The 15,371-nt window shown below is 66.0% G+C and carries 14 protein-coding genes; 7 read left to right on the forward strand and 7 right to left on the reverse strand.

Going from position 1 to position 15,371, the window contains the following annotated elements:
- Positions 1 to 17: 17 nt before the first annotated feature.
- From ACFW6D_RS01855 to ACFW6D_RS01885, 7 genes are read right to left on the reverse strand one after another with little or no spacing between them, the layout of a single operon-like run.
- The gene (locus ACFW6D_RS01855; protein ID WP_379323752.1) at positions 18 to 656 is read right to left on the reverse strand and encodes an MBL fold metallo-hydrolase; all 639 of its coding nucleotides are present in this window, start codon (positions 654 to 656) and stop codon (positions 18 to 20) included.
- A gap of 20 nt (positions 657 to 676) precedes the next feature.
- Positions 677 to 1,777: an alcohol dehydrogenase catalytic domain-containing protein gene (locus ACFW6D_RS01860; protein ID WP_379323754.1), complete on the reverse strand. Its 1,101-nt coding sequence runs from the start codon at positions 1,775 to 1,777 to the stop codon at positions 677 to 679.
- A gap of 10 nt (positions 1,778 to 1,787) precedes the next feature.
- Entirely contained in the window at positions 1,788 to 2,759 is a 972-nt protein-coding gene (locus tag ACFW6D_RS01865; RefSeq protein ID WP_379323756.1) for a hypothetical protein, read from the reverse strand.
- 33 nt (positions 2,760 to 2,792) lie between these two features.
- Positions 2,793 to 3,755 (reverse strand): TAXI family TRAP transporter solute-binding subunit, encoded by a 963-nt coding sequence (locus ACFW6D_RS01870; RefSeq protein ID WP_379323758.1) that lies wholly within the window; start codon positions 3,753 to 3,755, stop codon positions 2,793 to 2,795.
- Positions 3,752 to 4,603 (reverse strand): fumarylacetoacetate hydrolase family protein, encoded by an 852-nt coding sequence (locus ACFW6D_RS01875; protein WP_379323760.1) that lies wholly within the window; start codon positions 4,601 to 4,603, stop codon positions 3,752 to 3,754. The genes ACFW6D_RS01870 and ACFW6D_RS01875 overlap by 4 nt, the downstream gene beginning before the upstream one ends.
- A gap of 3 nt (positions 4,604 to 4,606) precedes the next feature.
- Positions 4,607 to 5,536: a VOC family protein gene (locus tag ACFW6D_RS01880; protein WP_379323762.1), complete on the reverse strand. Its 930-nt coding sequence runs from the start codon at positions 5,534 to 5,536 to the stop codon at positions 4,607 to 4,609.
- A complete protein-coding gene (locus ACFW6D_RS01885; RefSeq protein WP_379323764.1) occupies positions 5,529 to 7,157 on the reverse strand; it encodes a bifunctional 3-(3-hydroxy-phenyl)propionate/3-hydroxycinnamic acid hydroxylase in 1,629 nt (542 codons plus the stop codon). The genes ACFW6D_RS01880 and ACFW6D_RS01885 overlap by 8 nt, the downstream gene beginning before the upstream one ends.
- A 113-nt stretch (positions 7,158 to 7,270) precedes the next feature.
- On the opposite strand from ACFW6D_RS01885, the gene ACFW6D_RS01890 reads away from it, so the two are divergent.
- From ACFW6D_RS01890 to ACFW6D_RS01920, 7 genes are all read left to right on the forward strand, one after another.
- Complete coding sequence (locus ACFW6D_RS01890; protein ID WP_379323766.1) at positions 7,271 to 8,059, forward strand: IclR family transcriptional regulator; 789 nt, start codon at positions 7,271 to 7,273, stop codon at positions 8,057 to 8,059.
- Between the two features lie 128 nt (positions 8,060 to 8,187).
- Positions 8,188 to 9,759: a bifunctional 3-(3-hydroxy-phenyl)propionate/3-hydroxycinnamic acid hydroxylase gene (locus ACFW6D_RS01895; RefSeq protein WP_379323768.1), complete on the forward strand. Its 1,572-nt coding sequence runs from the start codon at positions 8,188 to 8,190 to the stop codon at positions 9,757 to 9,759.
- A 31-nt stretch (positions 9,760 to 9,790) separates the two neighbouring features.
- Positions 9,791 to 10,663 (forward strand): fumarylacetoacetate hydrolase family protein, encoded by an 873-nt coding sequence (locus tag ACFW6D_RS01900; protein WP_379323770.1) that lies wholly within the window; start codon positions 9,791 to 9,793, stop codon positions 10,661 to 10,663.
- An 8-nt stretch (positions 10,664 to 10,671) separates the two neighbouring features.
- Positions 10,672 to 11,598 carry a VOC family protein gene (locus ACFW6D_RS01905; RefSeq protein WP_379323772.1) on the forward strand — a complete coding sequence of 309 codons (927 nt, stop codon included), beginning with the start codon at positions 10,672 to 10,674 and terminating at the stop codon, positions 11,596 to 11,598.
- A 76-nt stretch (positions 11,599 to 11,674) separates the two neighbouring features.
- Entirely contained in the window at positions 11,675 to 12,373 is a 699-nt protein-coding gene (locus ACFW6D_RS01910) for a hypothetical protein (protein ID WP_379323774.1), read from the forward strand.
- On the forward strand, positions 12,370 to 13,887 hold the full coding sequence (locus ACFW6D_RS01915) for an FAD-dependent monooxygenase (RefSeq protein ID WP_379323776.1): 1,518 nt from the start codon (positions 12,370 to 12,372) through the stop codon (positions 13,885 to 13,887). The genes ACFW6D_RS01910 and ACFW6D_RS01915 overlap by 4 nt, the downstream gene beginning before the upstream one ends.
- Before the next feature lie 12 nt (positions 13,888 to 13,899).
- Complete coding sequence (locus ACFW6D_RS01920) at positions 13,900 to 15,123, forward strand: MFS transporter (RefSeq protein WP_379323778.1); 1,224 nt, start codon at positions 13,900 to 13,902, stop codon at positions 15,121 to 15,123.
- The last annotated feature ends 248 nt before the right edge of the window (positions 15,124 to 15,371 follow it).

Consider the following 15,371-nt stretch of genomic DNA (forward strand, 5'->3'; position numbering starts at 1 on the left):
AAATCTCCTGACGGTTTCTACAGGGCGCGGGGTGCCGCGGGCTCGAGGACGACGACCTCGGTATCGACCGGGGCCAGCGTTGCCAGCAGGTGGTGGTGCATGTTCTGGTGGGCGAGAGCCAGTCCCGCTTGGTGGATGGGAACGGCTACCCGCGGCGCGACCGCCCGGAGGAAGTCGATACTTTCTTGCAGTTTCATCCACGGGCCACCGGCGGGCACGAACAACGTGTCCACCGCCGCGGGCGGCAGATCGAACGCATCGCCGGGATGGAAGACCGAACCCGCGATGAGATAGCCGTTGTTGCGTGAAGTCGGTAGGTCCGGGTGGATGCAGGCGTGCTCGCCACCGGTCACCTGGAGTTCGACACCGCCGACAGTCAAGGTCTGTCCGGGTTCGGCGACCACGCGAACAGCCGCGTAGCCGTCGAGCGCCTCGGCAGCGTCCGCGCCGACAACGACGCGCGCCTGCGGATTTCGATCCAGCAGGGCTGTGGTCCGCGCGATGTCGAAGTGGTCGGGGTGCGCGTGGGTGATCAGGACCAGGTCCAGATCGCGCAGTTCTTCGAATCCGTTCGAATAGGTGCCGGGGTCGATGAGGACGCGGCGCTCGCCGATCTCGATCAGGACGCAGGCGTGGCCGTAGTGGGTGATGTTCACAGGAGCTCCAAGCTGGCTGGTCATGGATTGACGACGGTCATCCACATCGAGTGATTGCGGCGTTGCATCGCCTCGATCGCGGTGAGTGTTTCCGACAGGGCGAATCGGTCGGTGATCAACTCGTCAGCGGCCAGGCGCCCGGCGGCGAGCAGTGACAGCACCTGCTGTGCGTCGTTGCGGGTGCAGGCACGGGTGCCGACGAATTTCCAGCAGTTGATCATCATCGCGGCTGGGCTCAACGGCAGCGGGGCGGGATTGGCGCCCATATGCACCAGACTGGCGCCGGTGGCCATGGCGAGCATGGCCTGTCCGGTCGCGGGTCCGGCGGGAATGTAGTCGATGACCGCGTCGGCTCCGCGGGGTGCGAGTTCGCGTAGCCGACGGGTCAGTTGGCCGGTCTCGGCCCAATCCGCGTCGAGTTCCTCCAGCGCGACCGTTTCGGTCGGCACGTCGCCGGCGAGCCCGCGCACCTCGCTGACCCGTTGCGCGCTGCGACCGACGAGGATCAGTCGCGAAATGCCCAGGTGCTCGGCAAGTTTGATCGTGGCGGTGCCCATGGTTCCGGTCGCCGCCGTGACTACCACAGTGGCGCCCATCGGCAGGTCAGCGCATTTCAGGGCCCGCAGCGCGTTGGCCAGGTCATGGACCTTGGCACCCACATCGAAGCTCACGTTGTCGGGCAGCGGGTCGACGAGCCAGTGTGGAACCCGCACGAACTCCGCGAGGCCCCCGTTGTGGTACTCGTCGTAGAGCGGCATCGGCACGTCGGCGAACGCGGCATGGCCGATCATGGCCTGCTGCGCGCACATCATGTCGCGATCGGTGCGGCAGTACACGCAGTGTCGACAGTTGAGATTGGGGTGTACCCGTACTCGGTCGCCCACCGCGACCGCGGTGACAGCGGATCCCACCGCGGCGACAGTGCCTGCGGCCTCGTGCCCCAAGGTGGTCGGCAGATGTTTGAACGCCCCCCGCGCCAGCAAGTGCATCATTCCGGGTGCGAGTCCGGCTGCGGCGACAGCGACAACGACGTCGGAGGGTCCCGCTTGCGGGACGGGAATCCGTTCGAGGGCGAGTCCGCGATCACCAGCGAGAGCGCGGGCAGCGAGCATAGAGGTCATCGGTGGTCCTTCACACTGGCCGTTGGTCGGCGCTGACGAGTTGTGCGGTTCGGTCGGTCGGGGCGATCTGAGGCAGTTCGGTACTCGACAGCAGGCAGATGTACTCCCCCGTCCCGGCGCTGACCGTGGTGTAGGCGATTCCGAGCGGAATTCTCACGAAATCGCCTGGTCCCAGCTCGACCGTCCCACGTTGCGAAACGAGGGTCCTGGTACCGCTGATCTGGTACTGGATCTCGTCGGCGTCCAGATTGCGCCGGTACCGACGCGTCTCGCTCTGGGGCGCGAAGGCAACGACCCCGAGCCTGAACCGATCGTTTCCGTAGAGCCAGTCCACCCCCGAGCCGGAGCCCCGAAGCACCTGCATGCGGTCCGTTTCCTCGTGCACCCGATCGAGCAGGAGTTGCTCGTCGATCGGAAACACGGTGACATCATGGCCGCGCGCGCCCATGCACTGTGTGATCGCCTCGTTCCACGCGCTCGGCGACCAGCCCGGAAATGGTGGAAACACCGGTTGCGACTGCCGGATCCCGGCTTCGAGCTCCCGGACCGGGGCCGGAATGTAGAACAGCAGATGACTTTCACTGCGCCCATAGTTGTCGTGGGCCACACCGCGCGGAATCCGCGAGAATTCCCCCGGCCGGTGTTCGATGACGCCCTGTTCGGTCATCAGGGTTCGCTCGCCGGCGACCTGGAAGGAGATCTCGTCGACATCGCAGTTGCGGTGATAGAAGGGCTGACGGTTGTTCATCGTCTGCCACTCGACGCGCAGTTGATCGCTTTCGTAGACCGCGCGCGGCGGCGCGAACGGTTGCGCTAGATACGCCTGGGGGAAGTGCACCACAGCCAGCGGCGGATGCTCGCTCCACAGCTTGAGCGCGACCTTGGCCGGATGCGGCGGCGCGAGCAGGAGCTGTTCGTCGCGCCGAACGCTACGCAAAGGTTGTTCTGCGCCCATGATCATGATGTCTTCGATGACATGCATGAGGACTCCTCGGTTCGGGGGCTTCGGGTGCGGTCAGCTCGTCGGCAGCGCGTCGTAGTAGCGCGCCGCGCCGGGATGCAGGGGAATAGGTGTACGTCCCATGACTACCGGGTCGAGCGGATAGGTGATGGGACTGCGCTCGGGTGTCAGATGCGCGTACTGCCGCTCGATCACCTCGCGGGTCTCACCCAGGATCCAGGCGATCGCGTAGGCGATGTCGTCGGGCAAATCCGTCGAGGTGACCATCAGGAAATCCGAGAAGTCGAGGGTATGGAAGGACGGCGCCCCGGGGAACCAGCCTTCCGAGACCACCGCCGACGGCCAGCCCAGGTCGTTGTTCAGCGAGGCGAGCACCTCTGGTTCTACTTCGAGAAAATGGTAGTCGCCGCCGAACTTCTGCCACGGCCCCACCATGACGGCTTCCTGCACGATCGCATTCGCCCGACCTGCCAGCACATGATCGAAAGCGGGAAACGGCTGTTCGGCATAGAGGAAGCTGCCGCCCCAACCGAGGATGTCGACCTTGGATCGTTCGAGTAGCGCGTGTGCGGCTATGCCGACGTGATTGATGCCGTCATCGGGTGCGGTCGCCACCGTCAACTGCGGTGCGGCGGCACGCAACTGTTCGAAGGTGGTGATCCCGAGTGAGCGGTGTACGCCGAAGACCAGCCGGTCGCGTTGGGGCACCGTGCCCAGCGCCCGCAATTGCGGATGCGCCTCACCCTCGTACACCCCGCGCCCGTCCAACGCCGCGCTGACGAAGGCTGCCGGCGTCACCATCGCGACATCGACTTCTCCCCGTGCCACCGCATGGACACCGTCGACAAAGCCGCGTCCGTTCCAGATGGCGAATCGCGTTCCCGGTCCGCTGCGGGCGGTGAGTTCCTGGCCTACCCACCCGCAGACCCGGTGCAGATTGGCCGCACCCCAGTCACCTTGCATGCGCAGGGTGTGGGTGCGCGCGATCGAGGGCTGCGGGGGTCGGGCCGTGTTCATCGGTTCTGCTCCTCGTTCGAGTCGGCTGCGGCGTCGCGGACAACGTTGTGCACGGCGCCGACACCGTCGATCTCCACGCTGATCCGGTCGCCGTCGCGCAGGAACACCTGGGGGTCGCGTCGATAGCCGACACCGCCAGGCGTGCCGGTGAGGATCACGTCACCGGGATCGAGCCTGGTGAAGGTGGAGATCGTCGCGATCAGCCGAGGAATCGAGAAGATCAATTTCGACAGATCCGATTCCTGCACCGTCTCGCCGTTGAGGATCGTTCGGATCCCCGCGGTCGAGATATCGGCTTCCTCGGGTATGACCAGGTAAGGGCCGAGCGGCGTGCTCGCGTCCCAGGCCTTTCCCTGAACCCACTGGTGGGTTTTGTACTGGTAATCGCGCATGGTGATGTCGTTGGCCACTGTATAGCCGAGCACATGATCGAGCGCCCGGCTCTCCGGAATCCGACGTCCTGACCGGCCGATGACGACGGCGAGCTCGCCTTCGTAGTCCACCTGCGTCGCTTCCGGGGGAAGCACGATGTCGTCGTAGGCGCCGAGCAGACTGTCGGCGTATTTCGGAAACAGGACCGGATAGGTCGGCAGTTCGCGGTGGGTCTCGGTGACATGCGCGTGGTAGTTCAGCCCGACGCAGAACACTTTGGCCGGTCTGGGGACCACGGGCAGCAGCCGTACCTCGTGCAGTGGAACTTTCGCTTCGGTGACGCGAGCCGCAGCGCGAAGGTCATCGACGGTGGTGGTAGCACCGAGTTCGGTGAACCCTGCCAACGGCACCACGGCGGTGCCGTTGATTTCGCCGACGCGCACGATGCCGTCGTGGACGTAGGTGGTGTAGGCCATGGGTCAGTTCCCTTCGCTGGTCTTACGCCAGGAGGCGAGCTGGCCGCCCCACAGATTCACGGTGTTGGGGATCGGGCGCCATCGCCGCGGCACATAGGTCACGCGGTCGTCGTGGAACTTCTCCATCTCCGCGGAGAGTTCGATGTGGTTTCCCGCCGGGTCGTCGAAGAAGACGAACAGGTTGTTTCCTGGGCCGTGGCGTCCGGGGCCCCAGGTCACCTCGACGTTCTCGTCGGTGAGCCGGTCACACCAGGACTTGAAGTCCGCCCACTCGGCCAGGTCGTAGGAGTAGTGGTCGATATCGCCGCCGCGCCCGACATCGACCACCGCGAGGGTGTGGTGATCGCGGTCGGAGCGCAGCCAGGCGAAGCGCCCGTCCTCGAGCTGATCGGAGATGCGGAACCCGACGGTGTCGACGAAGAACGCGACCATGGACTGCACGCTGTCGGTGCCGAGGGTGATGTGCTGATACTTGATCGGGCGCCGGCCGGTGTCCGCGGCGTTCTCGCCCTGTCGCTGCACCGCCCCGTGGAAGTGCACCTCGGTGCCGTGCGGATCGGTGGTCGTGATGGCACGACAGTCGCCGACCGCGGAATCGACATACGATACGTCGAGCACACCGACAGTGCGCCCGGCGGCCAGGAGTCGTTCAGCGATGCCATCGACCCCGCCGTCGTCGCGGACTTCGAATCCGTAGTGGCGCAGACCTTTCGCGCCTTCGGTCAGATCGAGCACATGATGGCCGGTGCCCCAGCCGAGGCGAAGACCACCGCCGGGTAGCTCCTCGTGCACGACCAGACCGAGGACTCGGCCGTAGAACTGTGCCGCGGCGGCGACGTCGGGGACGGAGAAGCCGATGTGCGACACCGCTGTTCGGGTCAGTGTCCCGGCGGCATCTCGCTCCTGCAGGACGATCCGTTGCGGTTTATCCATGGCTGACTGCTCCTTCTCGAGACGTGTTGTGGACGACCGCGCCGGGTGTCCAGGAAAGGACCCGGTCGACGACGTCTTCGGTGTGATCGGGCGTCCATGCGGCAGCGACGAAATGATCTGGCCGAACCAGCACGAATCGTCCTGCGTAGGCGGTGAATTCGCTGTTCAGCGCATGGTCGACATCGATGAGGGCGCGACGGCCCCGCCCGGGCATGTGGTCTCGCAGCGTCAGCTGGGCCGATGTCGCGTCGAGAGCGGTGAGGATCGAGGCGACACCCTGCCAATGCTCGTCGCCGACATCGATGCCGATCAGCGACCACCCGGTGCCGAGTGCATCGTCGAATCGGCACACCGAGTGGGTGGCGGTATCGAATACGAGCGGTTGACCGAGCGGAACACCGACCTGTGCGGGCAGATCACCGGAAACGACGAGCCCGTCGGTGTAGTGCTGGGGTGGGCGGTAACGCATCTGTTCCAGATACGCGCGTCCGTCCCCGGTGGCCAACGCGGCGGCGACCAGGCGATCGCGACGCGCCGCCATGCTCGGCGAGGTAGTCATGACGACCCGGCCCAGTCGTTCCGACATCCGGACCGTGGCCAGCGCGTGCGGGAACCGCTCCCGCTGATAGCTGGCGAGCACGTCGGCATCGAGAATTCCGGCCAGGACATCAGCGATCTTCCAGCACAGATTGGCTGCGTCACGGATGCCCGAATTCAGGCCCTGCCCGGCGAACGGCGGCATCATATGGGCGGCGTCACCGAGCAGGAAGCTGCGCCCGATCATCCATCGGTCGGCGACCACAGCATTGAATCGGTAGTTGACCGCACGTTCGACCTGGTGCGGTTCCAGGACGCGATAGCGCGAGACGAGCTTGCGGATCAGCTCGAAGTCGGGCGGTTGCTTCGGGTCACCCTCACCGTCGAACAGGCGGAACTCGTAGCGGCAGCGACCGTGCAGGCCGGGCACGATCACGTGCGGGCGGTCCGGGTCGCCGTGATGCATCGCGAAGCGCTCGGTGTGCGGATCCTCGACGGTGTCGGCGACCAACCACACCTGGTCGTGGCTGCGACCGGTCATGTCGATGTCCTGCAGCAGCCGGGTTGCCGAGCGTCCACCATCGCAACCAAGGACATACCGGGCCGTGACGGTCGAGGCACCCGACGCGGTCTCGACGTGCACCCGCACATGGTCGGGATGCTGGTCGAAACCGCTGACCCGATTCCCGAAACGCACGGCGACATTCGGCGCCCGCGTCACAGCATCGGCGAGCACCCGCTCGAGGTCCGGCTGCGCGAAGGGGTTCTTGAAGGGAAAGCCCAGCCGGAAGGGTTGCGGACCTTTGGCGTGGAACAGCGGCGAACCCGCGCGGTCGTAGTAGCGGGTTCCGGTGCCGGGCACGAGAACCGGCATGATCTGATCGACGATGCCTGCCTGCTGGAATACCCGCAGGGCTTCATCATCGATGCTGATCGCCTTCGGCTCGTCGCTGGTAGAGGTGTTCTGCTCCAGGACGACGACCTCGATACCGCGAGCCGCGAGCAAGGCAGCTGCGGTCAAGCCCACCGGGCCGGCTCCGCAAACTACGACCTCGGTATCGCAGTGCGGCGCGAGCGGCGTCATCGGGTGACCCTCATCGGCGGTGATGTCATGCCCGTCACAGTAGGAGCGATGTCCCGCTTTTCGTAAGCAATGTCCTGATTTACAGGACTAGCTCGGGGTTCTACTGTGTGTTCATGACCGGACGAACCCGCGCCCCTGGCGCCTATCGCGAGCGCAATTCCACCGCCGACCGCGCGCTGGACATCTTGTTGCTGTTCACCGCCGACAAGCCGGTGTGGACCGGCGCCGAGATCGGCGCGCAACTGGGCGTGGCCCGATCGACCGGGTACCGCTACATCCAGAGCCTGGTCTCTACCGGATTCATCGAGGAAGCGACCAACGGTTTCCGCCTCGGTCCCCGCATCTTCGAACTCTCGCGCCTGGCCCGCGCCGGACTCGGGCTCACCGATGTCGCGATGCCGCCGATGCGAGCGCTGGCGGCCACGGTCAACGAGACAGTGCTGCTGACACGACGCTCCGGCCGTTCGGTTGTCTGCCTCGACCTGGTCGAACCGCAACACACGGTGCGACTTTCCTACGAACGCGGTCACGTGCTGCCGATCAACGCCGGCGCCGCCGCGGAGGTCCTGTTGGCCTGGGCCGATCCCGCCGAGGTCAACTCGGTCCTCAACCAAGCACCGCTCGAGCGATTCACCGCCAAGACCCTGACCGATCCCGATGCCCTGCGCGCACGCCTGGTGCACATCCGCAAGCGCGGCACGGCGATCTCCCAGGGGGAACTCGACGACCACATCCTCGGCGTCGCCGCCCCCATCCGCGACGCGTCCGGTTCGGTGTGCGCCGCGATCAGCATCGCCGCCCTCGCCACCAGAATCCCCCGCGCGGAATTGAAGAACGTCGAGGCCGCCGTCCGGGACGCGGCCGCGGCGATTTCTCACCAACTCGAACTCCGCGACGCCTGACCTCGTCCGAGGAAACTCCCAGCTCTGCCTGGAACCTGTCTCGATAGACAGGACATTGCTTTTGCGATGTAGAACATCTCCCTACTGTGACTGTGATCCAGACCTCAGTCAGGGAGTAGGTGCAGGCAATGGGGCCGAATCGAGAGCCCACACACGACGTCGTGGTCGTGGGCGCCGGACCGGTGGGCTTGGCAGCGGCCCGAATGCTCGGCCGCTACGGCCACAACGTGCTGGTCATCGAGCGATGGAGACAACCGTATCCGCTGCCGCGGGCAGTCCATTTCGACGACGAGATCGGCCGGGTGTTCCAGTCGATGGGGCTCACCGACGCCGTGCGGGCAGTCTCGGAACCGGTGCCCGACTGCTATGAGTGGCGCAACCGCGCCGATGACGTACTCGTCAGCATCGACTGGTCCGGACTCGGCCCCAACGGATGGCCGGTCGCGAACTTCTTCTCCCAGCCACAGCTCGAGCAGGTCCTCGCCACCGCGGTCGAGACGATGGACAACGTCACTGTTCGGCGCGGCACCGAGGTCGTCAGCATCACACAGGATGATTTCGGTGCGACCGTAACCCTCCACGACGGCGGGTCGATCGCCACTCGATTCGTCCTCGGCTGCGACGGCGCCAACAGCACGGTCCGCGAACATCTCGATACCGAACTCACCGATCTCGGGTTCTACTTCGACTGGCTCATCATCGACACGGTGCCGCTCGACGATCGGGATTGGTCACCGCAGAACTGGCAACTGTGCGATCCGGCTCGGCCGACGACCATCGTGTCCGGTGGCCCCGGTCGACGACGGTGGGAATTCATGCGCCTGCCCGGCGAACCCGCCGAACAACTGGACACCCCCGAATCCGTGTGGCGATTGCTGCAACCGTGGGGCCGCACCCCGGCCAACACCGACCTCGAACGCCACTGCGTCTACACCTTCAGCGCGAGATGGGCGCAACGGTGGTCGCAGAGACGGGTCCTCATCGCCGGCGACGCCGCCCATCTCATGCCTCCGTTCGCCGGGCAGGGCATGTGCTCGGGCATCCGCGACGCGGCCAATCTGAGCTGGAAACTCGACCGGGTGCTGCGCGGAGTCTCGGAGCTGTCGCTGCTCGACACCTACACAGACGAACGCAAAACCCATCTGCAACACGCGATCTCGATGTCGGTGGAGCTGGGCAAGGTGATCTGCGTGCTCGATGAGAACCGGGCGAACGAGCGTGACGCACGGATGATCGCCGGCGGCGCGAATCCCGCCGTCGTGCTGCCGATCACCGCGCAGCCGATCCTCGGTCCCGGAGTCATCGCGGAAAAACCGGACCCAGCGGGGCTGCGTGGGACGTTGCTTCCGCAACTGGTGATCGAACACGATCGCCTGCCACGACTTCTCGATGACGCCACCGGTTCCGGGGCGGTCCTGCTGATCCATGCGGACGCTTGCGCACACGAGTTGCTCGGAGCCGAGTCGATGCGTCAGCTCTCCGCCAGCGAGACACGAGCTTTCAGTATCGGTGCCGGCGGCACTGCTGATCTGCGCGACTTCGACGGCGGGTGGACCCGATGGTTCGCCGATCACCGGATCAAAGCCGTACTGGCACGCCCCGACCACTACATCTTCGCCACGGTCTCCGATCTCGACGACATCGCGCAGATGGTGTCGCAATACCGCACGAGCCTGCGTGTCACCGCGCACGTCGGCTGACTGAACACAACATAGAGGAGAAACACCCTTCATGCGTATCGCCAACTATCGAAACCGGGCGGCACTCATCGTCGGCACCGAAGGCCACGAGCAAGCCGTCGACATCGCCACCGCGTCCGAGGGCCGCTTCGGCCCTGACCTTCCCGCCGTCTACGCGCAGTGGGACACTTTCACCGAGTGGGTACGCGGCTGCGGCGAACTCGCCTTCGATGCGGTCGGAGTCCAGCGCGAATATCTCGGCGCCCCCTCCCCCAGTCCACGTCAGGTTTTCGCCGTCGGCCTCAACTATCGGGCGCACGCAGCAGAATCCGGGTTCGAGGCACCGACCGATCTGCCTCCGGTGTTCACCAAGTACGCCTCGAGCTTCACCGGCCCCGACTCCACCGTCACGCTGCCCACCGGCGGAAATGTCGACTGGGAGATCGAACTCGTCGTCGTCATCGGCCGGTCGGCCCACCAGATCGACGCGGCAGCGGCGTGGAAGCACGTCGCGGGCCTCACCGCCGGACAGGACATCTCCGAGCGCGTTTCCCAGTTGCGCGGCCCCGCACCACAATTCGGGCTCGGCAAGTCGTTCCCCGGATTCTCCCCGCAGGGCCCGTGGCTGGTGACACCCGACGAGTTCGACAACCCCGACGATCTCGAACTGCAGTGTTCCCTCGACGGTGAGGAACTGCAGAAGGGCCGTACCCGCGACCTGATCTTCAGCGTCTCCGATCTCGTCGCGACCCTGTCGCGCACCGTGACCTTGTTCCCCGGCGATGTCATCTTCACCGGCACCCCGGCCGGAGTCGGCGTCGGCCGCGATCCCCAGCGCTTCATCCAGCCCGGCCAACGGCTCGACAGCCGCATCGAAGGCATCGGCGAACTGCACCAGCTCTTCCAGAACACCGCGTCGGAGTAGGAGCACCCATGCCACTGCACGGTCTCGCCGCAGCGAGCATCGGCGTTCCCAATGTCGCCGAAACCATCTCCTACTACACCGAATTCGGCCTGGAACACCTCGGCGACGGTCGATTCGCCACCCGCAACGGCGGTGAACAACTCCGTCTCTCCCACGCGCCGACCAGGCGGCTACTCGAACTGACCGTCGCCGCGGACGATCCCGACGACATCGCCGTCACCGCACGGCGCTTGACCGCGCACGGAGTGCCGAATCAGGCAACCGCCGAATCGGTGCGTGCCATCGAACCCGTCACCGGGACCCCGGTCATCGTTTCCGTGCGCCCCCGCATCCGCATCGAGCCCGCGGTAGCCAGGACTGCGTACAACGGGCCGGATCGCATCGATCGTTGGGGCAGAGCACCTTTCCTCGAGCGCAGCGACCCGGTTCGACCGCGCAAGCTCGGACATGTAGTCATCGGCAGCACGGATCTGCACACCACCCGCAGCTTCTTCACCGAAGGACTCGGGTTCAAGATCAGTGACTACATGGGCGACAAGGCGGCGTTCTTGCGCTGCTCGGTCGAGCACCACAACGTGCTGGTCATGGCCGCGCCGGTCAACTTCATGCACCACACCAGCTGGCAGGTCGACGACATCGACGAGGTCGGCCGCGGCGCGCACCGCATGCTCGAAGACCATCCGGAACGCCACACCTGGGGACTCGGACGCCATTTCGCCGGCGCGAACTTCTTCTGGTACCTGCGTGATCCGGCCGGAAACTTCTCCGAGTACTACTCCGACATGGACACCATCGGCGAAGACGAGCTGTGGTCGCCCCAGGTCCTCGAAGGATTGCAGGGCCTCTACGCCTGGGGCCCACCGCCACCGGCATCGTTTCTCGAACCCGATGACCTGGCCGCACTCATGACCGGCGCGCACTCGACCGGCGCCTGAACCTCGCGCCCCCACCACCTCCGATCCCCTTGCGGCGCAACGATGCACCGCAATCGCCCGACCCCGAAGGACCCCCATGAGGAAGACCATCGCCGCCTCCACCCTCGCGGCCACCGCGTTGCTGACCGTGATCGCACCATCGGCGCACGCCACGCCCGAGGACAACGGTGTCGGATTCACCGCCCGCACCGATGAGCACTCCACCACGATCAGCACCGATGCCGGTTCCATGGCGGTCGACAACGGCGTCTTCACCGTTCGCGCCACCAACGGCACCGTCGTGGCAGGTACCGAACTGTCCTTCCGCGTCGACGATTTCGTCTTCCCGATCGCCGCGCAGGTTCACGATCGAACCGCCACCCTGACGCCCCAGTTCGATCGCGCTCACGCCGTGTACAAGCCGGTCGCCCTCCCCTACGAGGACCAAGCACCGTGGCGCACCCAGTACGAACGCGAACAAGCCGCATGGTCGCGGCTCACCAGCACGATCGCCCTCGGCGCCAGCGTCGGCACGGTCGTCGGTGGCATCGGTGGAGCCGCGGTGGGTTGCGTACTCGGCGGGATCGCCGGCGCCACCATCGCCTCGGCCACCATCATCGGGTTGTTCGGTCCGTTCATTCCCGCGGCGGCCGTGGGCTGCATCGGTGGAATCCTCGCGATCGGCGCGCTGGGCACCGTGGCCGGTCAGCTGTTGATCACCGCGCCGGTCGCGGTCATGGCGGCAGTGCAGTACTTCACCACCATCAACCAGCCTGCACCCAGTCCGGCGAAATGACAGTCCACGTCCCCGTGCTCATCTGCGGTGGCGGGCCCGTCGGGCTCGCCACCGGCATGGAACTCGCGCATCACGGGGTGCGCTCACTGATTGTCGAACCACGCAGCGAGGTGTCGTGGCTGCGACCACGAGCCAAGACGACATCGGCTCGCACGATGGAACTGTTCCGCCGCTGGGGGCTGGCCGATACCATCCGCGACCGCGCCGGGCTGCCCGTCGAATGGTCCGATCAAGCCGTCTTCGCCACAGCTTTGCTGGGCAACGAGATCACCCGATTCGACAAGTGCTTCGGCCTCGAACTCGGCGGCTCTGATCGCGCAGCCGAACCAGGCCAGCAGATACCCCAGCCCGCAGTCGAACAAGTGCTGCGTGCCGCGGTCACCACCTCCGAATACGCCCAGCTGCAGACCGGCCGATCACTGCGTTCCTTCGTCGAGCGCCCGGATGGCATCGTTGCTCAGGTGGTCGATGGCGACGGAAACCTCACCAGGATCACCTGCGACTTCCTCGTCGGCGCCGACGGTGCCCACAGCACCGTGCGCGAGGCCATCGGCGCCCGATACGAAGGATCCGCCGACGAACGACCGAATTTCAATATCGTGTTTCGCGCACCCGCGCTCGCCGACCGGGTCCCGCACGGCCCCGCGGTGCACTATTGGATCGTGCAATCGGACCGGCCCGGGGTGATGGGACGACTCGATTTGCGCGACACCTGGTGGTGTATCGCGCAGGGGGTCGACCAGCAGGCCGGTGAAGCGGATCCGCGCGCCATCGTGCATGCCCTGGTAGGTGACGCCATCGATGTCGAGATCATCGCGACCGATCCCTGGACCGCGAAGATGCTGCTGGCCGACCGGTACGGCACCGATCGGGTGTTCATCGCCGGAGACGCGGCCCACCTCAACCCACCCTGGGGCGGACACGGATTCAACACCGGGGTCGGCGACGCGATCAACCTCGGCTGGAAACTCGCGGCGGTGGTCGCCGGCTGGGCACCACGATCGCTGCTGGCCAGCTATGAGAGCGAACGCAGACCGATCGCCGCACACACCATCGACGAGGCCGCCACCAACATGGCGACATTGCCGTCGCAACTAGCCGACCAGCGCCTTGCCGAGGATCAGTTCGCCACGATCCGCCCCGACATCGCCGAGCGGATCCAGCGCACGAAGGACGCGGAATTCCACAGCCTGGGACTGGTTCTCGACTACACCTACGACGGGTCGCCGATCGTCGCCGCAGGCACCGGCGGCCGCCTCGCCCATCGCTGGCTCTCACCGGGCGAGTCGCTCTACGACCGTCTCGGACCAGGCTTCACCCTCGTCGGAGACCTCGCCGATCCTCGCGTCGCCGAATTCGCCGCCTCGGCCACCGCGGCCGCAATCCCGCTGGAACTGCTGTCTCAGCCCACCGAGCTGACCCTGGTCCGACCGGATCAGCACGTCGCCTGGGTCGCCGGAACGCCCGGAACCACAGAACAAGCCTTGCGCCGGGCAATCGGCCACACCAACTAGTTAGGAACGACCATGGCCACTACCACCAAGCTGCCCACCCAGCGTAGTGCGGGCGTGCTGGTGCTCGCATGTCTGATCCTGTTCATCGACGGATACGACCTGTTCGCCCTCGGCACCATCGGGCCCAGCCTGCTGCACGACCCGACCTGGAATGCCGGCCCGACAACGCTGGGCACCCTCGGCAGCGTCACCGCGATCGGGATGCCCTTCGGATCCATCCTGGCCGGCTGGTGCGCCGACCGATGGGGTCGCCGCGGCCCCCTCACCATCGCCGTCGCGTGGATCTCGGTATCCATGCTGGCTGCCGCCCTCGCACCGACCATGGCGCTACTCGGTACGGCGCGCTTCGCCACCGGTATCGGTGTCGGAGGCCTCGCACCCCTCGTAGGGGCCCTGGTCAGCGACCACGCTCCCGCACGTCGCCGAACGTTGCACCTGGCCGTCGCCATCGGCTCCATCGGCATCGGTGGTACCGCCTCGGCGCTCCTCGGACGATTCCTTCTGCCCCAGCACGACTTCCAGTTGATCTTCCTCATCGGCGCTGTACCGATTCTGCTGGCACCGTTCATCTGGCGAATGCTGCCTGCCACGCCGAGCCTGCGCTCCGCCCCGAAATCCGGCCGAGAACAGGTCGGTCTCCTGCTCGCTCCCAGTCGCCGCACCGGCACAATCCTGCTGTGGACAGCGACCTTCGCCAGCATGACGCTCGTCTACAGCACGACCGCCTGGCTGCCCACGGTGATGATGCGCAACGGCTACAACCTCAGCTCCTCGCTCGAATTCTCCATCGCCTTCACCTTCGGCGCTGCCGCAGGCGGTGTAGCCCTGGCGGTCTACGCCGACCGCGGCCACCTGAAAGTCGTCACCGCGCTGACCTTCCTGCTCGCGGCACTGGCACTGTTGGTCTTGAGTACCAACCAGCCGCGACCGGTGCTGCTTGTAGCCTCCGCACTGGCAGGACTGGGCGCTTTGGGATGCCAGAACATGATCATCGCGTGCATGTCGAGCTTCTACCCGCAACACCTGCGCGGCGCCGCGCTCGGCTACGGGTTGGGAATCGGCCGACTGGGCGCCATCGCAGGCCCCAGCTACCTGTCGCTGGCGACGGCCCTGTTCACTTCACCGCGAATCGGATTCTTCGCGTTCATGATTCCCGCGATCATCGGATCGATAGCCGTTGCGATGCTCCCCCGGGCATTCGTCTCGACATCTCAGGAGGAACAACCGCGGGACTGACCAGCAGGCAGTGAGGTCCTCGAAGCTGCAGGCTTGACCGGTACCGGCGGCCGACCCGTCATCGCTGAGCTCGGCGCTCACGGAACCGGCCCACGCAACGCCGAACCCCACGATCTCGATGACCGTGTACGACGCCTCATCGGCGATCCACCCACCGCCGCTGCGAGAATGCTCAATGTCCTCGAACACCAATTCATACCGCAGTCGGCCTGACACCCCCCGTGCATGCCACCCGCTCGCGACGGTGC

Source organism: Nocardia sp. NPDC058705 (assembly GCF_042749305.1).
GTDB lineage: Bacteria > Actinomycetota > Actinomycetes > Mycobacteriales > Mycobacteriaceae > Nocardia.